This window comes from Nonomuraea sp. NPDC050394 (assembly GCF_044459065.1).
GTDB lineage: Bacteria > Actinomycetota > Actinomycetes > Streptosporangiales > Streptosporangiaceae > Nonomuraea.
Window position 1 is genome coordinate 387,621 of sequence record NZ_JBITIO010000007.1, and the last position, 23,612, is coordinate 411,232.

Here is a 23,612-nt window from a genome sequence, read left to right on the forward strand (position 1 = left end):
AGACGCCGCACGCCCGGCCCCTGTGCGGAGCCGGGCGTGCGATCGGATGGCCGTCAGCTGCAGCCGCTGGTCGAGCCGCAGCCCTCGCAGACGTAGCAGCTGCCCGCGGGGCGCATCTTGGTGCCGCAGGTCATGCAGAGCGGCGCGTCCGCCGTGAAGCGCTGGTGGCTCTCCAGCGTCAGCTCGCGGCCCGGCGCGGGCTCGGCGGCCGGCTCCGGCTTGGCGGCCTCTATCGGCGCGGACTGGGCCAGGATCTCCCGGTCCACCGACTCGTGCAGCGGCGCCGGGTCCTCACCGCGCTGCTGCGCGGCCCGCTCGGCGGCCGAGAAGATGCCGAGGGCGGCCCGCTCGTCGTAGGGCAGGTGGTCCAGGGCCAGGCGGCGGAAGATGTAGTCCATCACCGACGTGGCCATCCGGATGTCCGGGTCGTCCGTCATCCCGGCGGGCTCGAAGCGCATGTTGACGAACTTGCTCATGTACGTCTCGAGCGGCACGCCGTACTGCAGCCCGATCGAGATCGCCACGGAGAAGGCGTCCATGACGCCCGCCAGCGTCGAGCCCTGCTTGGACATCTTGAGGAAGACCTCGCCCAGACCGTCGTCCGGGTAGGACGAGGCGGTCATGTAGCCCTTGGCGCCGCCGACCGTGAAGCGGGTCGTCGTGCTGGGGCGCTGGTTGGGCATGCGGCGGCGGGTCGGCCGGTTGACCTCGATGACCTTGACCTCGGGCTCACCGGCGGCGGCCTCGGTGGTCTTGGCCTCCTCCTTCTTGCCCCCGGCCGACAGCGGCTGGCCGACCTTGCAGTTGTCGCGGTAGACGGCCAGCGCCTTCAGGCCGAGCTTCCAGCCCTCCAGGTAGACCTGCTCGATGTCGTCGATCGTGGCCGACTCGGGCAGGTTGACCGTCTTGGAGATGGCGCCCGACAGGAACGGCTGCGTGGCGGCCATCATCCGCACGTGGCCCATCGGCGCGATCGCGCGCTCGCCCATCGCGCAGTCGAACACCTCGTAGTGCTCCTGCTTGAGGCCGGGCGCGTCGACGACGTGGCCGTGCTCGGCGATGTACTCGACGATCGCCTCGATCTGCTCCTGCTGGTAGCGCAGCTGCTTGAGCGCGCGCGGGATCGTCTGGTTGACGATCTGCATCGAGCCGCCGCCGACGAGCTTCTTGAACTTGACCAGCGCCAGGTCCGGCTCGATGCCGGTGGTGTCGCAGTCCATCATCAGGCCAATGGTGCCGGTCGGGGCCAGCAGCGACGCCTGGGCGTTGCGGTAGCCGTTCTTCTCGCCGAGCTTGAGGCACTCCGACCACTGCTTGGACGCCTCAGTGTGGATCTTGGAGTCCATGATGCCGACCGTGCGCAGGTTGTCGTTGGCGGCGGCGTGCTTGCGCATGACGCGCTTGTGCGGCTCGGCGTTGCGGGCATAGCCGTCGTACGCGCCGACGGCCGCGGCCAGTTCCGCGCTGCGGCGGTAGGAGACGCCGGTCATCAGGCTCGTGATGGTGCCGGCCACCGCGCGGCCGCCGTCGGAGTCGTAGGCGTGGCCGGTGGCCATGAGCAGCGCGCCCAGGTTGGCGTAGCCGATGCCGAGCTGGCGGTAGGCGCGGGTGGTCTCGCCGATCTTCTCCGTCGGGAAGTCCGCGAAGGTGATCGAGACGTCCATCGCCGTGATGATCAGCTCGGTGAGCTTCACGAAGTTCGCGATGTCGAAGGAGTTGTCGTCCTTCAGGAACTTCAGCAGGTTGATGCTGGCCAGGTTGCAGGAGGAGTTGTCCAGGTGGACGTACTCGCTGCACGGGTTGGACGCGGTGATGCGGCCGGTCTCCGGGCTGGTGTGCCAGTCGTTGATCGTGCCGTCGTACTGGATGCCCGGGTCGGCGCACTCCCACGCCGCCTTGGCCATCTTGCGGAACAGGTCCTGGGCGTCGACCTCCTCGATGACCTCGCCGGTCAGGCGGGCGCGCAGGCCGAACTTCTCGCCCTTCTCCACCGCGTGCATGAACTCGTCGGAGACGCGCACGGAGTTGTTGGCGTTCTGGTACTGCACGGACACGATGTCCTTGCCGCCCAGGTCCATGTCGTAGCCGGCGTCGCGGAGGGCGCGGATCTTGTCCTCTTCGCGGGCCTTGGTCTCGATGAACTCCTCGATGTCGGGGTGGTCGACGTCGAGCACGACCATCTTGGCCGCGCGCCGCGTGGCACCGCCCGACTTGATGGTCCCGGCCGAGGCGTCGGCGCCGCGCATGAAGCTGACGGGGCCGCTGGCCGTACCGCCGCTGGAGAGAAGTTCCTTGGAGGAGCGGATGCGGGACAGGTTGATGCCCGAGCCGGAACCGCCCTTGAAGATCACGCCCTCTTCCTTGTACCACTCCAGGATCGACTCCATCTGGTCGTCCACGGCAAGGATGAAACACGCGCTGACCTGCTGCGGGGACTGCGTGCCCACGTTGAACCAGACCGGCGAGTTGAAGGCGAAGACCTGGTGCGAGAGCGCGTACTTGAGCTCGTGGTCGAAGATCTCGGCGTCCTCGTCGGTGGCGAAGTAACCGTGCTCGACCGCGGTCTTGGTGTACATGCCGACCACGCGGTCGACCAGCTGCTTCAGGCTCCACTCACGCTGCGGGGTGCCCACGGCGCCCCGGAAGTACTTGGTGGTCACGATGTTGGCCGCGTTGACGGACCAGAACTCGGGGAACTCGACACCCCGCTGCTCAAAGTTGACCGACCCGTCGCGCCAGTTGGTCATGACGACGTCACGGCGCTCCCAGGTGATCTCGTCGTAGGGATGCACGCCCGGCTTGGTGAAGATCCGCTTCATCTTCAGACCCTTGCGGGGCCTCTTGCCCCCGCGCGCCACTGACCCGCTTGCCGTCTCCGTCATGACTCCCCCTTCAGGCCCTTGACGGCCGAGCTCGTCTCGCCCTCCACCTTGCCGGTGCGGCTCGACTCCCTCTCCGTCTTCAACTGTTTGATCTCGGCCTCGAAGTCCGCCAGGCTCTCGAAACCGCGATATACCGATGCGAACCGCAGGTACGCCACCTCGTCCAGCTCCCGCAGCGGGCCCAGGATCGCCAGCCCCACCTCGTTGGAGGGGATTTCCGCCGCGCCTCTGGCCCGGATGGCCTCCTCGACCCTCTGCCCCAGCTGGGCCAGCGAGTCCTCCGTCACCGGCCTGCCCTGACAGGCCCGCCGTACGCCCGCGACGACCTTGTCCCGCGAGAAGGGCTCGGTCACCCCGCTACGCTTGCTCACCATCAGCAGGACCGTCTCCTGGGTGGTGAACCTACGCCCGCACTCCGGACACGTCCGGCGTCGCCTGATGGCCGCGCCGTCGTCCGTGGAGCGGCTGTCGATGACCCTCGTGTCGGGGTGGCGGCAGAACGGACAGTGCACGCTGCTTCGCCTCCTCGAACGGCCGCGTAAAGCGGTTGTCCCCGTACGCTCGCGCACACCCCACGGCGAGCCATGGAGCGGTCACGGAAACACAAGTTGTGGTGAACTACATCGGTGTAACTACTAGATGTTGTGGTCCTAACGTAGAAGCGCGCGACCATGAACGCAAGTTGGCGCGGCCCTTCCCATCGAAGTCGCTGATCAGCGGGGTGATGGGCGCTCCGGCCGGGCGTGTCGGCGTCAACAAGCGGGGCGAGCCGGGTGTTCCCGGACCTGTTTTCGCAGGTCGGCCGGGGTGTGGGCGGTCTTGGCCACGGAGGCCTCGCTGATCTTGGGCGGAGGGCGGGAAGCCCTTGCGCGCCGGGGTTCTGGAGGTTTCTGAGGCCGGTGTGAGGGGTGGTGCGCCGGTGCGCCGGTGAGACTGATGCTCCCCGCCGGGTGAGCGCGGAAGCGCGCGCCCGGCGCCTGGGCGCGGGAGACTGGCGCTCCCTGCCGGTGAGCTCGGAGGCGCGCGCCCGTAGCCGGGCGCGTCCTTGCCGGTGAGCGCGGAAGCGCACGCCCGTCGCCGGGCGCGCGCTTCCGTCTTCGGGTGTACGGCGACGCGTCCTCAGCGGCCCGCGGGGATGTACAGGCGGGCGCCGGGACGGATCAGGGAGCTCTTCAGCCCGTTCAGCCGCATGATGTCCCGGGCCACGGCGTCGGCGTCGCCCTCGGGGGAGACGGTTCCGGCGATGGTCCAGAGGGTGTCGCCGTCCTCGACCACGACCCACGGCAGGCCCGCGTGACTCAGGAGGGCCTGGCCCGCCGAGGCGAGGCTCACCGCCCGGGTGCCCAGCCACAGGCCGGCCAGGGAGAGCGCGGCCACGACCACCACCAGCGCCGCCCTGCCGCGCCGCGTCAGCCGTACGGGAGGCTTGGGCCGATTGACCCGCACCCCACCCCCACGCGACCCACCACCACGCCCGGCCCTCCCCCGCCCGACCTCACCACGCGCGGCACCGCCACGCCCGGCACTCCCACGTCCGGCGACGCCACTTCCGGTAGTCCCACGTCCGGCGACGCCAGTCTCACCAGTCCCGCGCCCTCTGGACACGCCTTTGCGCGGGATCGGCTGGGTGTCGTGCGTTCGGGTGTCGCCGGGAGCCCCCGTGGCCCCGGCGACCCTGCTTCGCGCACGCTCCTGACGGCCCCGGGACCGCCCGCCGTTCCTCGAACCGCCCCGGGCACGCTCCTGGCCACGGCGCGGCCGTTCACCCGGACTCCCGTGACCGTCCGCGGACCCGTCGCCCGGCACAGACGGGTCACGCGGCGCAGACCCGTCAGGCGGTGCCGGCCGCCCGCCCCGCGCGCGACCGTCAGACCGCCCGGGACCGTCAGACCGCCCGGGACCGTCAGACCGCCCGGGACCGTCAGACTGCCCGGGACCGTCAGGCCGCCCGGGACCGTCAGGCCGCGCGGGACCGTCAGGCCGCGCGCGTTCGTCGGGTCGTGGGCCGGGGGCCGTGGACTCCGTGCGTGGTGGTGGGACCAGCCACAGGGTCGGGCCGCCCGGACGGCCGCGGCGCACGCGGCCGGGACGCGAGCCCTGCCCGGCCGCGCGCTCCGCGGGATCTCCCGGGCCGCCGTTGTTCGAACGCCCGGTGGACCGATTGTTCGAACGGCGGCGCTCGGCGCTCTCGGCGGAGCGCCGGGCGTCGGCCAGGACGATGTCGGCGATCAGCGTGAGCCCCTGGACGTCGTCGCTGGTCGATGATGTGGTTGTGGTCGCTCGCACGATTGGCCTCCCGCCCCTGTGGCCTTAGCAAAAGGCCCAATAAAGATCGGCAAATCGAACACGGTGTCGATCGAACTCCCGTACGATGTTGTACACCACGCTGGCGACATTTTCGAGGAAGACTCGAACAATTGTTTGAGGATGATCTTCGACGGCGATATCGTCGCTGTGTGCGACATGAAGACCACAGACCGGCAGGCGCGCCGAAGAGGCCGCCCACCGGGCGAGGAGGAGAGCATGAGCGAGCGGGATGACGCAAACGGGGTCAGCGACCTCGCGGTGCGCCGGCGTGACTCCCTGGGCCTGACCCCACGGCAGCGCAAGATCCTCGAGGTGATCCGCGATTCCGTCCAGCAGCGCGGTTATCCCCCGTCCATGCGGGAGATCGGCGAGGCCGTCCAGCTGACGAGCACGTCCAGCGTGTCGCACCAGCTGACGGCGTTGCAGCGCAAGGGTTACCTGCGCCGCGACCCCCACCGTCCGCGCGCGCTGGAGGTCCGCCTGCCCGGCGAGCCGGTCCTGTGGGTCGATCCCGACGCCAACGACGACGAGCCCGCGGTCAGCCGCCCGACCGCGGCGTACGTCCCGCTGGTCGGCCGCATCGCCGCCGGTGGCCCGATCCTGGCCGAGGAGAGCGTCGAAGACGTCTTCGCCCTCCCCAAGCAGCTCGTCGGCGAGGGCACCCTGTTCCTCCTCCAGGTATCCGGTGACTCGATGATCGAGGCCGCGATCGCCGACGGCGACTGGGTCGTGGTCCGCCAGCAGCCGGTGGCGGAGAGCGGAGACATCGTGGCCGCCATGATCGACGGCGAGGCCACGGTGAAGACCTTCAAGCGCAAGGACGGCCACGTCTGGCTGGTCCCCCACAACCCCAACTACGACCCCATCCCAGGCGACGAGGCCAGCGTCCTGGGCAAGGTGGTGGCCGTCCTCCGCCGCCTCTGACCCTCAGGGCCCGGCACCACGCCGGGCCCCTCTCCCTCCCTGCCCCTCCTTGAGGCGCGCGGCCCCTCCTTGACGCGCGCCGGTGCCGGGTGCGGACTCCTCCCTTTGACCGCACCGCCCCGGTTGAGGGCGTTGGTGGTCCGCGCGGCATAGATGGTCCCTGGCCGGACGCTTTCCGTTGGCCGTGTCCCCGGTTCAGGTGAGCGTGCGGCGGTCTGCGCCGCATGGGTGGTCCTGACCGGAGGCTTCCGTGAGCCACGCCGCCGAAGGCTTCTGTGAGTCGCGCCATGTAGTGGGTGCGGTTCGTGGGTCGAGCCGGGTAGGTGCGGTGGGTGCCGCTTGTGGGCGGTGACGGGGGTGGGGTGAGGCCCGCTGGGAGGGTGGGGCGAGGTCCTGGGAGGTGGGCGAGGTCCCGGGAGGTGGGCGAGGTCCCGGGAGGTGGGTGGGGTTTGGCCCTGTCGTGAAATGTCGGGAAAAATACAATGCTCGGGTGAAACGTGATGGTTTGAAGTGGAGCAAGGTCGCGCCGAGTGTGATCCCGGCCTGGGTGGCGGACATGGATCTGCCCACCGCACCGGCCGTCGTCGAGTCGCTCAAGGCGCGGGCGGAGGGCGATCTCGGCTATCCGACGTGGCTGGACAACCACCAGGCCGGGCCCATGTCCGAGGCGTTCGGCGAGCGTATGGCCGCCAAGTTCGGCTGGGCTCCCGACATCGGTCACTGCCGGACCTACAGTGACCTCAATCAGGCGCTCCAGGTGTTCCTGCAGGTCTGGACGCGCCCCGGCGACGGGGTGGCCCTTCATACACCGGCCTACCATCCGTTCCTGGGCACACTTGCCGGAATGGACCGTCCGATGCGCCCGATCCAGCTGGAGCCCGACGGCGAGTCGTGGCGGTTCGAGGTGCCGGACCTGCGCGGGTGCCGGGTGCTGCTGCTGGTCAACCCGCACAACCCCACCGGACGTGTCTTCACCCGCGCCGAGCTGGAACTCCTGGCCGAGCACGCGGTCCGCCACGACCTTCTGGTGATCTCCGACGAGATCCACGCCGATCTCGTGTACGCCCCCCACCGGCACATCCCCTTCGCCACCATCCTGCCGGAACGCACCGTCACCCTCACCTCGGCCACCAAGGCGTTCAACCTGGGCGGCATCCGCTGCTCGATCGCCCACGTCGGCATGCCCGAGGTCCGCAAGGCTCTCGAAGAGCAGCCCCCCTTCGTGTACGGCTCCGCCCACCTGTTCGGCGTCGAGGCCACGGTGGCGGCCTGGCGGCACGGCGACACGTGGCTGGCGGACACGCTCGCCCTCCTGGACCGCAACCGTCACACCCTCGCCGCCCGTCTCCCGGGCACGGTGAGCTACCGGGTGCCCGAGGCCACGTACCTGGCCTGGCTGGACGTCGGCCGTCCGGGCGTGGCCGACGTCCTGGAGCGCGAGGCCAAGGTCCTGCTGAACGACGGGGCCGCCTTCGGCCCCGGTGGTGACGACTACGTGCGGCTCAACTTCGCCACCACCGAGGACACCGTGGCCCAGATCCTGGACCGCATCGTGCCGGTCCTCGCCTGAGCAGCCAGCCCTCGAACAAGAAGCCGATCCTCGCGTGAGCAGCCGGCCCCCGAACAAGAAACCGCTCCTCGCGTGAGCAGCCGGCCCCCGAACAAGAAGCCGGCCCTCACCCGAGAAGCCGGTCCTCATCCGGGCGAAGGTCAGGTGAGAGGCGGAAGGTCGGGCGGCGTCGCCGGCGGGTGTTCCTCCAGCGCGGCCAAGGCCAGCTCCACCGCCTTCTCCAGCTGCGGATCCCGCCCCGCCACCCGGTCCTGCGGAGTCATGACCACCTCCACGTCCGGCTCGACGCCGTAGTTCTCGACCCCCCAGCCATGTCCTCCCTCCAGCCAGAACGAGTACCGGGGCTGGGTGACCACGGTGCCGTCGACCAGCGAGTACCGGGAGTCGATCCCGATCACGCCGCCCCACGTCCGGGTCCCGACCAGCGGGCCGATGCCGCGGATCTTGATTCCGGCGCTGACGATGTCGCCGTCGGAACCGGCGAACTCGTCGGCGACGGCGACGATCGGCCCGCGCGGGGAGTCACGGGGGTAGCGGTGGGGTTCGTAGCCGCGGGCGCGCTCCCAGCCGGACACCCGCCGTGACAACTTCTCCAGCACCAGCTCGGAGGTGTGCCCGCCGCCGTTCTCCCGTACGTCCACGACGAGGCCGTCGTGGTCCATCTCGGTACGCAGGTCGCGGTGGAACTGCGCCCACCCGGCGGCGACCATGTCGGGAACGTGCAGGTAACCGAGCCGGCCGCCGGACAGTTCGTGGACGCGGGCCCGTCGGCTCTCGACCCACTCGTGGTAGCGGAGCTGGGTCTCGTCGGTGATCGGGGTGACGACGACGCGGCGCGGGTCGCCGCCCGAGGCCGGCCGTACCGTGAGCTCGGTGGGCTGGCCCGCGGTGCCGGCGAGGGAGGCGAGGGGGCCGCGCACGGGGTCGATGGGACGGCCGCCGACGGCGAGGATCGCGTCGCCCTCGCGGACGGCGACGCCGGGCGCGAGCAGCGGCGAGCGCGCGTCGTGGTCGGAGCTCTCGCCGGGCAGGATGCGCGTGACGCGCCAGGTGCCCTCCTCGTCGCGGGCCAGGTCGGCGCCGAGCAGGCCCTGGCGGCGCCGGTGGTCGACGCCGGTGCCGTTGGGGCGGGCGTAGGCGTGGGAGGTGCCGAGTTCGCCCTGTACCTCCCAGAGCAGGTCGATCAGCTCGGAGTAGGAGCCGATGCGTTCGACGAGCGGGGCGTAGCGGTCGAGCATGCCCTGCCAGTCGACGCCGTTCATGTCCGCGCGCCAGAAGTGGTCGCGCATGAGGCGGCCGGCCTCGTGGTAGCTCTGGCGCCATTCCGCGACGGGGTCGACGGTGACGCCGACGCGGTCAAGGTCGATGGTGACGACCTCGTCGCCCTCGCCGGCGGCGCGGGTCTGCAGGCCGTTCTTGCCGTTGGTGACCAGGCGGCCGCCGTCGGCGCTGACCTCGAACGCGCGGTACTCCTTGCCGAGCTCGGCCTTGGCGCGCTTCTTGAGGTCGTAGCGCTCCAGCACGACCTCGGGGGTGACGTCGCTGCCGTCGCCGAGCTGGCCGGTCAGCGGGTGGCGCAGCCACAGCAGGGCGTCCTTGGCGGTGCGCAGGTTGCCGTAGCGGCCGGCGGGCACCGGGACGGGCACGACGCGGGCGGCGAGACCTTCGGCGTCGACCTCGGTGCGCGGCGGCGTGTCGCCGTTCTTCTTGTCCTTGGAGTCCTTGGAGCCCTTGTCGTCGTCCTCGCCGTTGAAGCCGCGCCCCTGGAGGCTCGGGTCGAAGGGGCTGGGCGTGGTGGCCTGCAGCGGCACGATGTACGGCCGGCACGCATTGGGAAAGGACAGGTCGAAGACGTGCGAGTCGTAGACCGGATCGAAGGTCCGCATGGACAGGAACGCCAGGTGCTTGCCGTCCTTGGTGAAGACCGGCGAGTAGTCGGAGAAGCGCGGCTGCGTCACCTCCAGCGTGGCGGTCCCGTCGATCCGCCCGACCTTGATCTGCGACAGCGGCTCCGGGTGCGGGTGGACCCAGGCGAGCCAGGCGGAGTCGGGCGAGAAGGCCAGGTCGCCGATGTCGCCGTGGAGGGTCCTGTCGAGTTCGCGCAGGGTGCCGCTGTCGAGGTCGACGGCGAGCAGGCGGCCGTCGTGGGTGGCGACGGCGGCGTGCTTGCCGTCGGGCGCGGCGACCAGTTCGAGTACCCGTCCGAGCTCCCCCGCTGCCAGGGTGCGGATCTCGCCGCCGGGCACGCCGGTCTCCAGCGCGTCCTCGCCGGTGGCGTCGGAGACCCAGATGGCGCGGCCGTCGGCGTCGAGGGTGCGCGGCAGCCGTACCCGCACGCCTGCTTCGGCGCGTAGCGCGCCGGCGGGACCGTCGCGGTGGGTCACCCAGTGCGCGGTGCCGCGGATCTCGATCGCGCTGGCACGTCCGGTCGCGTCGGGCGAGAAGCCGCCGACGCGGCTGGGCGCCGGGCGCTTGGCGCGCGCCGAGCGCGGCCCGCCGAGCGTGATGTCCAGCTTGTACGGCTCCGCGTCCAGACCGTCCAGCAGCCAGAGGTCCCCCGCATGGCTGTAGACCACGCGCTGCCCGTCGGTGGCCGCGTGCCGGGCGTAGAAGCCGTCGTGCGTGGTGTGCCGGCGCACGTCGGAACCGTCGGCCAGGGCGGAGTAGAGGTTGCCGGTCCCGTCCTCGTCGTTGAGGAACGCCAGCCGCTCCCCCACCCACATGACCGACCAGTACGGCGAGAGCCGGTCGGCGAACAGCCGCTCGAACTCGCCGTCGCCGTCGGCGTCCACCCAGATCTTGCCCGCGGTCCCGCCGCGGTAGCGCTTCCACTGCGACGGCTCGCGCCACACCGCGGAGACCACCGCGACCCGCTCACCGTCGACGGCCGCCTCGCTGACCCACCCGTACGGCAGCCGCGTGGCGGGGCCTCCGTCGAGTGGCACGGAGTAGGCCCAGGTCCGGCTCCGCCCGCCTTGGCCCGCGGCGCTCACGGCCAGCACGTTCCCCTCGGCGGTCCAGCCGCGTACGCCGGTCGTGCCGTTGCCCCAGAACGTCAGCCGGTCGCCCGCCGCGCCGTCGATCTCGGCGGCGAAGGCTTCCGGCGCGCCTTCGCGGGCGCCGGTCCAGGCGAGGCGGGTGCCGTCGGGGGAGAAGCGGGGGAAGCTGACCGGGACACGGTCGGCGGTGAACCGCCATGCGCGGCCACCGCCCAGCGGAGCGAGCCAGACATCGTCGTCGGCGACGAAGGTGACCAGGTCACCGTGCAGATGCGGGTATCTCAGGTATGCGCCATTTGTCACATCTGAACCCTAGTGCTCGGTCCGCGGCGACGGCTCGTGCTCGCTCCCAGCGAACAGCTCGCTAAAGCGGTCTAGTACAAGAACAGAGGATGAAGTAGCGTCTCCACCGCAGACAGCTAAAGCGATTTAGCATCGAGGAGAGCTTCATGACCCGTCGTCTGTTACCCCTGCTGTGCGGGGTCCTGGTCGCGACCGCCCTCGTCGCCCTCCCCGCACGGGCCGCCGCCGCCCCCGGCGACCAGCCGTACGCCTCGTACTGGCATCCCGGCACGATCCTGTCCTGGAACCCGGCGAGCGATCCCGACGCCCGGTTCAACCGGTCGAGCGTTCCGCTGCACCCCCGCGTCTCGGACCCGGCGCTGAAGGCCAACGCCAACGCCCGCGCCGGTGAGGGCCGCGTCGCCTCGCTGGCCGCCTTCGCCCCCACATCCGGCAATCCCTCCCAGGGCGGGCCCGACCCGAACTATTACGCCTTCACCTACTGGCAGTACATCGACACCCTGGTCTTCTGGGGCGGCTCGGCCAGTGAGGGCCTGATCCTCGCCCCCAACGGCCCCGTGATCGACGCCGCCCACCGCAACGGCGTCAGGGTCTACGGGACCGTCTTCTTCCCGCCCACCGCCTACGGCGGCCAGATCCAGTGGGTACGCGACTTCGTCCAGAAGCAGGGCTCCGCCTACCCCGTCGCCGACAAGCTCGCCCAGGTGGCCCGGCACTACGGCTTCGACGGCTGGTTCATCAACCAGGAGACCGCAGGCGGCGACGCCGCGCTGGCCACCGAGATGCGCAACGTGATCTCCTATCTGCGCGCCAAGGGCATGCAGGTCATGTGGTACGACGCCATGACCGAGTCCGGCGCCATCTCCTGGCAGGACGCGCTGACCAGCGCCAACGACAGCTTCTTCCAGGCCTCGGACAACATGTTCATCGACTTCGGCTGGTCGGACCTGACCTCCTCCCGCGACCTGGCCCGCACGATGGGGCGCAGCGAGTTCGACCTGTACAGCGGCATCGACACCGAGGCCAACGGCTACAACACCGGCGTCAACTGGAACGCGGTCTTCCCCGGCGGGCGGCCGCACGTGACCTCGCTGGGCATCTACCGCCCCGAGTGGACGTGGAAGTCCGCGAGCGGGCCCGCCGACTTCCGCACCCGCGACTCCCGCTACTGGGTGGGCGCCAACGCCGACCCGTCGGACACCGGCACCACCTCGGCCTGGAAGGGCCTGGCCCACTACGTGGCCGAGTCGAGCCCGGTCACCGGCAAGCCGTTCGTCACCGGGTTCAACACCGGTCACGGCGACTTCTACAACGTCGGCGGGGTCCGGGTGCGTACCGGGGGCTGGAACAACCTGTCCGTCCAGGACGTGCCGCCCACCTACCGCTGGGTCATCACCTCGTCCGGGACCAGGCTCACCCCGTCGATCGACTACGGCGACGCCTACGAGGGCGGCTCCTCGCTCCGCCTGACCGGCACCCTCGACGCCGCCAACACCCTGCGCCTGTACCAGACGCGCCTGCCGGTGACGGCCGACACCAAGCTGTCGGTCGTGGTGAAGACGCCCGCCGCGGGACCGACCAGGCTCAAGGCCGCAGTGACCTTCACCGACGCCCCCTCCGCCTTCGTGCCGCTGGACCTCGGCTCGACCGCCGGCACCGGCTGGGAACGCAGGACGCTCGACCTGTCCGCCCACGCGGGCCGTACCATCGCCCAGATCGGCCTGCGCGCCGAAGGTACGGCGGGCGCCTACGACGTCAGGGTCGGCCAGCTCGCCGTCTATGACGGCGCGGTCGACGTGCCCGGCACCCCCTCCGGGCTCACCGTGCTCGGCGCCACCGACGTCTCCCCCGGCCGCAAGTCGCTCCGCCTGAGCTGGACCGGCTCGGGCCGCCCCCACCACTACGACCTCTACCGCCGCAATCCCGACGGCACCCGCGCCTACCTGGGCGCCACCCCGGGCGAGGCCTACTTCGTGCCGCGGCTCGACCGCGCCGGATCCGAGGCGAGCACCACTCTCGACGTGGAGGCGGTGAGCGCCGAGTACGGCCGATCGGCCCCCGCCAGCACCACGGTCTCCTGGTCCGGCACCGGCGAGACGAACCTGGCGCTGAACCGCCCGGCCACCGCCTCGGGCCAGTGCAACGCGAACGAGGGCCCGGCCAAGGCGGTCAACGGCAGCGTGGGCGGCGGCAACACCGACAAGTGGTGCGTTCTGACCCCGGCCAAGTGGATGGAGGTGGATCTCGGCGCGCCCAAGGCCCTGACCAGGTTCACCGTCAGGCACGCGCAGGCCGGTGGCGAGTCCGCCTCCTGGAACACCCGGGCCTTCACCATCCAGGTCCGCGCCTCCGCGTCGGACGCCTGGACCACCGCGGTCACGGTCGCGGCCAACACGGCCGCCGTCTCCGACCACCCGGTGGCGCTCACCGCCCGCCACGTACGCCTGAACGTCACCACGCCCACCCAGAACGGCGACCCGGCGGCCCGGATCTACGAGTTCGAGGCCTGGGGAGGCTAGAGGCCCTAGGCCCAGCCGCGCTGCGCGGCCTGCCAGCCGAGCTGGACGCGGGTACGCACGCCCGCCAGGTCCATGAGCTGCCTGATCCGCCGCTGCAGCGTGCGCAGGGACAGACCGAGCTGACCGGCGACCGCCTCGTCGGTCAGCCCGGCCAGCAGCAGGCTGAGGATCTTGGCGTCCAGCTCGGAGATGTCCGGCTCCGCGCCGGCCGCCGAGGCGTCCATGCGCAGCGGGTAGGCACGCTCCCACACCGCCTCGAACAGCGCCTCGACGGCGGCCAGCAGGCCGCTGCCGTGCAGGAGCACCGCGCCGGGCCGGTCACCGGCGGAGGTGCTCAGGGGCACGAGGGCGAGCGCCGAGTCAGCCATGATCAGCTTGATCGGGAGCCGGTCGGCGACGCGTACCCGCACGCCCTGCCGGAGCGAGGTGACGGCCTCCTGCGCGGCGCCGGGCGCGGTGAGCAGGTCACGCTCGACCACGACGCGGTAGCTCACCCCGCGTTTGACACCCTGCTCCTCGGCGGCGTTCTCGCCGATCGGCACCGCGACGAACGGCGCGGTGGAGAAGCTGCGGACCTGCTCCTTGGCGGCGTGCTGCACCTGGGCGAAGCGCTGGCGCAGCGCGTCGACCCCGGACACGACCTCGATCAGGTCGCCGATGGCGCGACCCGCGGCGGCCGAGCGATGCTCCTCGGCCAGGGCGATGAGGGCCAGCTCCGCCGTGCGCAGTTCGTCGCGGCGGACGGTGAGCAGCGAGCCGAGCGCGACCGCGGGCGGCACGGCGCAGAAACGCTCGCCGGGCAGGGTGCTGACCAGGCCGCGGGCGGCGAGGCTGCGCGCCATCTCGTCCGCGCGCGGGCCGGGGAGGGTGAGCGCGGCGCCGATCTCCCCGGCGGAGGCGGACGGCCGGGCGACCAGGTGGCGGTAGACCGCCTCCTCCTCGTCGGTGAGGCCGAGCGCCTCCAGCACGTTCCCCGCCCTTCCCCGCCGTGTCGGGACGCGGATCAGTATGGGGGCGGGCCCGGGGCCGAAGCCGGAATTCCCGCCTTCGGCCCCGGATCGTGATTTCACGGTTATGTCAGCGCACACCGAACGCGCGGATGATCTCCTGGGAGACCGTCCCGCCCTGCGCGTCCTTGGCGGTCGCCTTCAGCGAGACGAACCCCTTCTTGCCCGCCGTGACCAGGTCCGCGCGCCACGCGCCCGCCCCGGTCGGGCGCAGCCGTACCGGCCGCCACGTCGCGCCGTCGTCGAAGGAGGCCTGCAGCGTCGCCTCCGTCGCCTTGACCGGCTTGGCCAGCCACTCCTGCGTCGTGCCCGACAGCCCGATGCGCGCCACCGGCCCGCGCACGTCGCCCGCCAGGTCGGTACGCACGTCGAAATCGAGTTGCAGCAGCGGGATGTCCACGTTGAACGGCCCGTCCGGGTCGTTGGCGCCGGAGGTGAACCCCCACTCGGTGCGCGTGCGGGTCGAGGTCCGCCACGTCCCGCCGTCCCTGGCGCTGTCCAGCACCAGCCGGTACGGCAGCGCCGCCTCCGGCAGCGGGTCACGCGGCGAGAACGCCCGCCCCTTGGCCTGCTGGATCAGCTTGTCGCCCTGGTAGAGCGCGATCGAGGTGGTGTCGTACTCGTCGTCCGGCATCGACCCCGCCCGGCTCGGCCCGCCGTCCGTCCACGGCGTGACGTTGAACTGGACGTAGCCGTTCGTCTGCCGGAACGGGCCCCAGTAGGTGTCGCCCAGCCTGGGCCTGGCGATCGGGTGGAACCACTCCTGCTCCAGCCGCTCGCCCGGCCGGTACGTGCGCGGCGACTGCCGCATCTCCCAGGCGGCGAAGTAGTTCAGGCCGACGCCGTGGTTCTCGTACCAGATGGAGCCCGGCTGGGTGGAGACCCATTCGGTGCGCCGCTTGGGGAACGTCTCGTACTCCTCGAAGCCGATCGCCGGGCCCCAGCCCTCGCGCATGTCGTAGCGGTAGCCGCTGCCGACCTTGGCGCCGCTGCCGTAGTAGGTGGAATCGATCCGGGCCAGGCCGCGCGGGCGGTAGGTCAGGTCGCGGTCGGGGACCGCCTCCGGGTGCACGTCGACCAGGTCGTACAGGTAGCCGGCGTACCGGGACTGCTCGGTGGCCAGGAGCAGGCGGCCCTTTCTGGCCAGCTCGGCCGCCTTCGCTCCGGCGTCGCGGGTGAGGGAGGCGACGGGGATCGTGACGGCTTCGCCGTACACCTCCATGAGGCGGCCGGGGCGGTCGTTGACGACGAGCAGGAGCTTCGCCCCCGCGGCGATCGCCTTCGCGGCCCGCACCTGCGGGGTGACGGCGTCGGAGCGCTCGACGATCACGGCCTTGCCGCGGGCGTCGATGCCGGTGTAGTCGTCGCCCTTGCCCGCGAAGACGCCCTTGAGCAGGGCTCGGCCGTCGGTGATCGTGGCGTCGATCTGGACCAGCGCGTCGATCGGCGGCAGGCCGGGGGCGCTCACGCCGAGCATGGGCTGGCCCTTGCGCCAGCGGGTGAGCAGGCCGAACGAGCCCCGGGTGACCTTCTCGGTGGGGCTGACGTAGACGTCCTCGATCGCGACGGGCACCTGGTAGGCGCCGCGCGCGCCCTCGCCTTCCGGCGGTGAGCGGTAGAAGTCCACCTTGACCTGGCGGTCCTCGGTGCGCTGCGGGACCTTCGCGCTGACCCGCCGGGCGCGGGCGGCGTCGAGGACGACCTTGGTGTCCTTGTTCAGCGTGATCTCGGGGTCCACGAGTACGGCGGTGCCGAGCGCGTCGGCCCGCTCGCCCGTCACCGGCAGGTAGCTGGTGGCCATGTACGAGCCGGGCGGCAGGCGCAGCGTGCGCTTGCCGTCCACGGCGTACTGCCACGGATGGCGGTCGCCGAGCTGCGAGAGCACCACGTAGCCCGCGGCGGGCTCGCCGGAGCGGTCGCGCAGTTCGAGCGTGAGGTCGTAGAGCTCGCGTTCCTTGACCGCGGCGAAGGCGGTGCGGAGCGTGACCGTGCCGTCGGTCGCGGTGACCAGGCCCGACAGGGTCTGGTCGGCCTCCAGCCCGGCCGGGTCGACGCTCATCTCCACCGTGGCGCTCCCCTTGGCGGGGACGGTGACGGACGGCGCGGACAGCTTGGCCGGTGCCTGGGCGGTGAGGTTCAGGGTGGCGGGGGCGTCGCCGTCGTTGCGGTAGGTGATGGCCCGCTTGACCGGCGCCTCGCCCGGCTCGTGCGGCCAGTCGAACAGCGCCACCGGCACCGAGCCGGTCGCGCTGACCTTCGCGCCGACGGCGGCGGCCACGTCCAGCCGGCCGGTGCCCTGCTCGTACGGGGTGTTGTCCAGGCTCTTGGCGCTGCTCATGAGCGTGTCCTTGAGCTGCTGCCAGGTCCAGTCCGGGTGGTGTTGCCGGAGTATCGCCGCCGCTCCCGCCACGTGCGGGGTGGCCATGGAGGTGCCGTCCATGGCCACGTACGGACCGCTGCCGCCGGCGAACGACGACCGCGCCGCGTTGATCTTTACGCCGGGGGCGGAGATGTCCGGCTTGAGGCCGTAGGTGAGGGTCAGCGGGCCCTGGCTGGAGAAGGGGGCACGCTGGTCGGCCTTGTCCACGGCCGCCACGGTCAGCGCGCTGGCCGCCGAGCCCGGCGAGCCGATCGAGCCGGGGTTGTAGGAGTTGCCCGCGGCGATCACGAAGAGCGTGTTGTGCTTCTTGGACAGTTCGTCCACGGCCAGCGACATCGGGTCGGAGCCGGAGTCGGGCAGCGGCGAGCCGAGGCTCATGCTGACCACACCCGCCCTGGCGGCCGCCCACTCCATGCCCGCGATGATCCACGAGTCCTGTCCGCTGCCCTCGTCGTCGAGGACCTTGCCGATCAGCAGGTCGGCGCCGGGGGCCACGCCCTTGTTGGCACCGGAGGAGGCGGCGCCGGTGCCGGCGATCGTGGAGGCGACGTGGGTGCCGTGGCCGTTGGCGTCCTTGACCTCCTGGCCGGGCACGAAGCTGGCCTGCTCGGCGATCTGGCCCTGGAGGTCGGGGTGGGTGGCGTCGACGCCGCTGTCGAGCACGGCCACCTTGACGCCGGTGCCGTCCAGGCCCCGCGCCCAGGCCGCCGGAGCCTGGACCTGCGGGACGCTCTCCTTGAGGTTCGCCCCGGCCTTGCCGTCGAGCCAGATCTTGGCGGCCCCGGAGGTGGCGAGGCCGTTCCAGAACTCGCGGACGTCCTGCTTCCGCGCCCGCAGGGCGGCGCCCCTGACGCTCGGCAGCGCCCGCACGATCGAGGCCCCGCGCGGGGCCGAGCGCGGGGCGGCCCCCTGGTAGGTGGCGATCATGGGCACGCCGCCGCGCGCGTCGTCGTAGCCCATCTCCACCAGGTCGGTGACGTTGAACAGGCGAGGGTCGAGCTTGCCGGCCGCCAGCAGCGGGGCCGCCTCGTCGGGGACGACGTGGACGTCGCCGCCGGTGGAGTACGTCTGGACGCCACTGGTGACGCCCTTGGGACGCTCGACGGAGACCACGTCAGCCTTGAGGCGGACCTGGTGCCCGGTGATCAGCGTGACGGTGACGTCTCGGGAGGTCGTCGCCGGGGACGCGAGGGCCGGTAAGGGGGCCAGCGCGGTGGCCGCGAGCGCGGTGGCGGCCACCGCCCCGGCCAGCCGTCGGGAAGAAGCGATGAGGGGCATGCGACCGATCTAACGCCGCCCCGATCGGCCCGGCCCAGACTGCGGCCTGGCGGAAACCCGCCTTGGCGGCGACCCGCCACCTAACCCCTGGTCACGTGGGCGTTGACCTCCCCGGCCAGCTCCACCTGGTGGAGGAAGTCGCTGCCGTCGATGCCGAAGCCGACCTCGGCCGCGCCCGCCTCGGCGAAGGCCGCCACCCGTTCCGCCGCCTCCTGCGGGGATCCGCTGACCGTGGCCTCGCGGATCTCCTCGGGCGAGAGCTGGAAGAAGCCGGCGAGCTGGGCCTCCATCGCCCGCTTCGCCTCCGGGTCGTCGCCCAGGACGGCGTGCACGCCCACGTGGACGAAGGGGGCGGGCCTGCCGTACTCGCCGGCGAGCTCTTTCAGCCTGGCCACGGCCGCCCGGAGCTGGGCCGGTGTCAGCCCCGAGGGCAGCCAGCCGTCGGCGTAACGTGCCACCCGCCGCAGGGCGGCCTCGCCGGTGCCGGAGCCGACCAGCAGGGGCGGCACCGCCGTACCCGGAGCCAGCGTCACCTCCGGGCCGTCACCCACCGGGGTGGGCCGCCCGGCGATCAGGCCGGGCAGCGCGCGCAGGGCCTCGTCGGCCGCGCGGCCGCGGTTGGTGCCGGTGGCGCCGATCGCGGTCCAGAACGGCGAGCCGGGAAAGCCCCCGATCCCCACGCCCAGCCGGACCCTGCCCCGCGAGAGGTACTGCAGGGTTTGTACCTGCGCCGCCATCATCGCCACCGGCCGGGTGGGCGCGGACAGCACCCCGAAGTCCAGCGTGATCCGATCGGTGACGGCGGCGGCCGTCGCCAGCGTGACCACGCTCTCCAGCGCGAGCGTCCCGTCCCCGATGAGCACGTCGGCGGCGCCCAGGGAGTCGAGACCGGCCTCCTCGGCCAGCCGCGCCGCGCGCGCCACGCCGTCCGGGCCGAGCGTTTCTATCTCCTGCATCGTCGGAAGCCCGACGCCGATCTTCACCATGGGTCCACTGTGCAACCTCAACTCGGCTTGAGGTCAATTCCTGTCGAGAAGGGGCCGGGCCGTTCGTGTAGAAGGTGACCGAGGGAAGGACAGGGGAATGAACTACCTGCTCGCGATCTACCAGCCCGACGGCGAGCCGCCGGAGGGACTGCTGGACGAGGTGCTGCCGCGCGTCATGGCCTGGGACGAGGAGGTCAAGGCGGCCGGGCAATGGGTGTTCGCCGCCGGGCTGCACCTGGCCTCGACCGCGACCGTCGTACGCGTCAAGGACGGCGACGTGCTCATGACCGACGGGCCGTTCACCGAGGGCAAGGAACATCTCGGCGGCTTCACCGTGATCAGCGCCCCCGACCTCGACGACGCCCTGGAGTGGGCGCGCAAGCTGGCGGAGGCCGTCGGCCTGCCGATCGAGGTGCGCCCGATCCACGGTGACTGACCAGGTCGAACGCGTCTTCCGCGAGGAGTACGGCCGCGCGGTCGCGGTCCTGGTGCGTGCCTTCGGCGACATCGACCTCGCCGAGGAGGCGGTCCAGGACGCCTTCGCGACCGCGCTGCGCCGCTGGCCGGAGGAGGGGCCGCCGCCCAGCCCGTCCGGGTGGATCATCACCACCGCCCGCAACCGGGCCATCGACCGGCTGCGCAAGGAGTCCTCCCGCCAGGACCGGCACGCGCAGGCCGCGCTCCTGCACGCCCGCGAGGAGCCGCCCGCCGAGGAGGGGCCCGTGCGCGACGAACGGCTGCGCCTGATCTTCACCTGCTGCCATCCGGCCCTGGCCACGAACGTCCAGGTCGCGCTCACGCTGCGGCTGCTCGGCGGGCTCACCACAGCCGAGATCGCGCGGGCGTTCCTGGTGCCGGAGCCGACGATGGCCCAGCGCCTGGTCCGCGCGAAGGGCAAGATCCGCGACGCGAAGATCCCCTACCGGGTGCCGAAGGAGTCCGACCTGCCCGACCGGCTGCGTTCGGTGCTGGCCGTCGTCTACCTCATCTTCAACGAGGGCCACCTGACCAGGGACGACCTCTGCGCCGAGGCGATCCGGCTCGGACGGCTGCTGGCCGCGCTGATGCCGGACGAACCCGAGGTGATCGGGCTGCTGGCGCTCATGCTGCTGATCGAGGCGCGGCGGGCGGGCCGTACCGGGGAGTCGGGTGAGCTGGTCCCGCTCGCCGCGCAGGACCGCGCGCGGTGGGACCGCGCGCTCATGACAGAAGGCCGCGAGCTGGTACGGCGGTGCCTGCGCCGCGGCCGCCCGGGCCCCTACCAGATCCAGGCGGCGATCAACGCGGTCCACAGCGACCCGCCGCCGACGGACTGGGCACAGATCCTGGCCCTGTACGACCAGCTGATCGCGCTGACCCCGACCCCCGTCGTGGCGCTGAACCGGGCGGTCGCGCTCGCCGAGGTCCGGGGACCCGCCGCGGCGCTGCCCCTGGTCGAGGAGCTCCCGCTGGACGGCTATCACGTCTGCCACGCCGTCCGCGCCGACCTGCTGCGCCGCCTGGGCAGGAATGCCGAGGCGGCGCAGGCCTACGAACGGGCGATCGCGCTCACCGGCAACCCGGCGGAGCGCATGTTCCTGCGGGGCCGGCTGGCGGCCCTGCCGTGACGGGTCAGGGGACGATGTTGACCAGCTTCGGCGCGCGGACGATCACCTTGCGGGGCTCGCCCGGCAGGTGGGCCCGCACCTTCTCCGAGGCCAGCGCCAGCGCGCGCAGGTCGCCCTCGGAGATGTCGGGAGCCACCTCCAGCCGGTCGCGGACCTTGCCCGCCACCTGCACGACGGCGGTCACCGAGTCCTCGACCAGCAGCGCGGGGTCGGCCACCGGCCAGCCGGCCAGCGCCACCGAGCCGGTACGGCCCAGCCGCTCCCAGCCCTCCTCGGTGGTGTAGGGCGCGACCAGCGACAGCATGACCGCCAGCGACTCGGCCGCCTCACGCACCGCGGGGTCGCCGGCGCCGGGACCGGAGTCGATGGCCTTGCGGGCGGCGGAGGTCAGTTCCATCAGGCGGGCGATCGCCACGTTGAACCGGTAGGACTCGATCAGCTTGGTGACCTCGTCGATGGTCTTGTGGGTGACCTTGCGCAGCGCCGGGTCGCCCTGCGCGAAGTCGGCGCCGGGCTCACTGGTGACCTCGTCCATCACGCGGAAGGCGCGGGCCAGGTACTTCTGCGAGGCCTGCGGCGAGACGTCGGCCCAGTCGATGTCGTCCTCGGGCGGGCTGGCGAACAGCATCGTCAGCCGGACCGCGTCGACGCCGAAGTCGTCGATCTGCTTGCCCAGGTCGACGCCGTTGCCCAGGGACTTCGACATGGCCTTGCCGCCGTTGATCACCTGGCCCTGGCCCAGCTGGCGCATGAACGGCTCGGTGAAGTCGACCATGCCCATGTCGTGCAGCACCTTGACGAAGAAGCGCGAGTACAGCAGGTGGAGGACCGCGTGCTCCACGCCGCCGACGTACATGTCGATCGGGCCCCACTCGCGGATCTTCTCCACGTCGAACGGGCCGTCGGTGTAGGTGGGGTCGGTGTAGCGCAGGAAGTACCAGGCGGAGTCGACGAAGGTGTCCATGGTGTCGGTGTCACGCTTGGCGGCGCCGCCGCACTTCGGACAGGCGACGTTGACCCACTCGGTGGCTCCGGCCAGCGGGGAGATGCCCTTGGGGGCCAGCGCCTCGCCGCGCAGGTCGGGCAGCGTGACCGGAAGCTGGTCGTCGGGGACCGGCACCTCGCCGCAGTCGGGGCAGTGGATGATCGGGATCGGCGTGCCCCAGAAGCGCTGACGCGACAGCAGCCAGTCGCGCAGGCGGAAGTTGATCGCGCCCTTGCCCCGGCCGTCGGTCTCCAGGCTCCGGATGATCGTGGCGATGGCCTCGGTCTTGCTCAGGCCGTCCAGCGCGCCGGAGTTGACCAGCGTGCCCTCGCCGGGGGTGGCCTCGCCGGTCTCGCCGGGGTCGGCCAGCCCGGTGTGCACGACGACCTGCACCGGCAGGCCGAACTTCAGCGCGAAGTCCAGGTCGCGCTGGTCGTGCGCGGGCACCGCCATGATCGCGCCGTGGCCGTAGTCGGCCAGGACGTAGTCGGCCGCCCAGACCGGGATGCGCTCGCCGTTGACCGGGTTGATCGCGTGGCGGCCCAGGAAGACGCCGCTCTTGTCCTTGTCGGTGGACATGCGCTCGATGTCGCTGAGCTTGGCGACCTCGGCGCGGTAGGCCTCGAACTCGGCGCGGTGCTCGTCGGTGACGATCTCGTCGGCCAGCGCGGCGTCGACGGCGACCACGAAGAACGTGGCGCCGAACAGGGTGTCGGGACGCGTGGTGAAGACGTGGACCGGCTCCTCGCGGCCCTCGATCTCGAACAGCACGTCGGCGCCCTCGGAGCGGCCGATCCAGTTGCGCTGCATCGTCAGCACGCGCTCCGGCCAGCCGCCCTCCAGCTGGCTCATGTCGTCCAGCAGGCGCTGGGCGTAGTCAGTGATCTTGAAGTACCACTGCGTCAGCTCGCGGCGCACGACCTCGGCGCCGCAGCGCTCGCACTTGCCGGCCACGACCTGCTCGTTGGCCAGCACGGTCTGGTCGTTGGGACACCAGTTGACCAGTCCGCCCTTGCGGTAGGCCAGGCCGCGCTCGAAGAAGCGGTTGAACAGCCACTGGTTCCAGCGGTAGTACTCGGGGTCGCTGGTGTGCAGGCGGCGCGACCAGTCGAAGGAGATCGCGTAGCGCTTGAAGGAGTTGGCCTGGACGTCGATGTTGGCGTAGGTCCACTCGGCCGGGTGGGCGTTCCGCTTGATCGCGGCGTTCTCGGCGGGCAGGCCGAAGGAGTCCCAGCCGATGGGGTGCAGGACGTTGTAGCCCTGCTGGAACCAGTAGCGGGCGACGACGTCGCCGATGGCGAAGACCTCGCCGTGGCCCATGTGAAGGTCACCGGAGGGGTAAGGGAACATGTCGAGCATGTAGCGGCGCTCGCGGGGGTCGGCGGCGTCCTCGCTGGCCCGGAACGGGTCCTGCTCCTCCCATCGCTGCTGCCACTTGGCCTGCAGCGCCTGCGGGTCGTACTCACTCACGGCGGTGTCCTTCTGGTTTGATTCTGACCCCATAAGAAAACCCCTCGTATGACAACGAGGGGTAGCCGCGACGGCGAGATCTCAGGGCCGTCGCGGCCCGCTAAGAAGCAGGGTCGCGGAACGCATAGGTCAAGCCTAGCGCACGTCTTCGGAAGAATGAGGGGACTACGCCTGGGGCACCCGGCAGAATGGGCCCTTCAGGTCCTATGAGACCTCGTTGAGATCCATCCGTTGTGACCTCATATGTCCCATTAGAATACTCTCGTCGCCGTGGCCAACCCTGCTGAGCCTGATCGATCAGCGGCCGACCTGCCGATGCAGGATCCGCCGACGGATCCGCACGGCTTCGCACGTTTCCCTGCGGAACACCACGGGCCACATGAGATCATGCCGGA

Annotated in this window: 13 protein-coding genes; 5 read left to right on the forward strand and 8 right to left on the reverse strand. The window is 71.4% G+C overall.

The window, feature by feature from the left end:
* Nucleotides 1–53: 53 nt before the first annotated feature.
* The 3 genes from ACIBKY_RS28400 to ACIBKY_RS28410 form a co-directional block, all read right to left on the reverse strand.
* Entirely contained in the window at nt 54–2,882 is a 2,829-nt protein-coding gene (locus ACIBKY_RS28400; RefSeq protein ID WP_397101093.1) for a vitamin B12-dependent ribonucleotide reductase, read from the reverse strand.
* On the reverse strand, nt 2,879–3,394 hold the full coding sequence (gene nrdR, locus ACIBKY_RS28405) for a transcriptional regulator NrdR (RefSeq protein WP_397101095.1): 516 nt from the start codon (nt 3,392–3,394) through the stop codon (nt 2,879–2,881). The genes ACIBKY_RS28400 and nrdR overlap by 4 nt, the downstream gene beginning before the upstream one ends.
* 607 nt (nt 3,395–4,001) lie before the next feature.
* On the reverse strand, nt 4,002–4,328 hold the full coding sequence (locus tag ACIBKY_RS28410; RefSeq protein WP_397101097.1) for a LysM peptidoglycan-binding domain-containing protein: 327 nt from the start codon (nt 4,326–4,328) through the stop codon (nt 4,002–4,004).
* A gap of 1,077 nt (nt 4,329–5,405) precedes the next feature.
* Here ACIBKY_RS28410 and lexA point away from each other — a divergent pair.
* A complete protein-coding gene (gene lexA, locus ACIBKY_RS28415) occupies nt 5,406–6,113 on the forward strand; it encodes a transcriptional repressor LexA (RefSeq protein ID WP_221341782.1) in 708 nt (235 codons plus the stop codon).
* Nucleotides 6,114–6,603: 490 nt separating this feature from the next.
* The gene (locus ACIBKY_RS28420) at nt 6,604–7,683 is read left to right on the forward strand and encodes a MalY/PatB family protein (protein ID WP_397101099.1); all 1,080 of its coding nucleotides are present in this window, start codon (nt 6,604–6,606) and stop codon (nt 7,681–7,683) included.
* A gap of 140 nt (nt 7,684–7,823) precedes the next feature.
* Here ACIBKY_RS28420 and ACIBKY_RS28425 read toward each other — a convergent pair whose 3' ends face one another.
* Complete coding sequence (locus ACIBKY_RS28425; RefSeq protein WP_397101101.1) at nt 7,824–10,985, reverse strand: PDZ domain-containing protein; 3,162 nt, start codon at nt 10,983–10,985, stop codon at nt 7,824–7,826.
* 146 nt (nt 10,986–11,131) lie between these two features.
* On the opposite strand from ACIBKY_RS28425, the gene ACIBKY_RS28430 reads away from it, so the two are divergent.
* Nucleotides 11,132–13,504, forward strand: a complete 2,373-nt coding sequence (locus ACIBKY_RS28430; RefSeq protein WP_397101103.1) for a discoidin domain-containing protein — start codon at nt 11,132–11,134, stop codon at nt 13,502–13,504.
* A 5-nt stretch (nt 13,505–13,509) separates the two neighbouring features.
* Here ACIBKY_RS28430 and ACIBKY_RS28435 read toward each other — a convergent pair whose 3' ends face one another.
* The 3 genes from ACIBKY_RS28435 to ACIBKY_RS28445 all read right to left on the reverse strand — a co-directional run bounded on the left by ACIBKY_RS28435 (nt 13,510) and on the right by ACIBKY_RS28445 (nt 19,155).
* Nucleotides 13,510–14,472: a helix-turn-helix domain-containing protein gene (locus tag ACIBKY_RS28435; RefSeq protein ID WP_397101105.1), complete on the reverse strand. Its 963-nt coding sequence runs from the start codon at nt 14,470–14,472 to the stop codon at nt 13,510–13,512.
* Between the two features lie 109 nt (nt 14,473–14,581).
* Nucleotides 14,582–18,169: a S8 family peptidase gene (locus tag ACIBKY_RS28440; RefSeq protein WP_397101107.1), complete on the reverse strand. Its 3,588-nt coding sequence runs from the start codon at nt 18,167–18,169 to the stop codon at nt 14,582–14,584.
* Between the two features lie 80 nt (nt 18,170–18,249).
* The gene (locus tag ACIBKY_RS28445) at nt 18,250–19,155 is read right to left on the reverse strand and encodes an LLM class flavin-dependent oxidoreductase (RefSeq protein ID WP_397101109.1); all 906 of its coding nucleotides are present in this window, start codon (nt 19,153–19,155) and stop codon (nt 18,250–18,252) included.
* 97 nt (nt 19,156–19,252) lie between these two features.
* Between ACIBKY_RS28445 and ACIBKY_RS28450 the strand changes: the two genes are divergently transcribed.
* Together ACIBKY_RS28450 and ACIBKY_RS28455 are read left to right on the forward strand one after the other, a co-directional pair.
* Nucleotides 19,253–19,591, forward strand: coding sequence for a YciI family protein (locus tag ACIBKY_RS28450; RefSeq protein ID WP_397101111.1), 339 nt, complete (start codon nt 19,253–19,255; stop codon nt 19,589–19,591).
* On the forward strand, nt 19,584–20,762 hold the full coding sequence (locus tag ACIBKY_RS28455; protein WP_397101113.1) for an RNA polymerase sigma factor: 1,179 nt from the start codon (nt 19,584–19,586) through the stop codon (nt 20,760–20,762). The genes ACIBKY_RS28450 and ACIBKY_RS28455 overlap by 8 nt, the downstream gene beginning before the upstream one ends.
* 4 nt (nt 20,763–20,766) lie before the next feature.
* On the opposite strand, the gene leuS is transcribed toward ACIBKY_RS28455, so the two are convergent.
* Nucleotides 20,767–23,217: a leucine--tRNA ligase gene (leuS, locus tag ACIBKY_RS28460; RefSeq protein ID WP_397101115.1), complete on the reverse strand. Its 2,451-nt coding sequence runs from the start codon at nt 23,215–23,217 to the stop codon at nt 20,767–20,769.
* Nucleotides 23,218–23,612 lie beyond the last annotated feature (395 nt).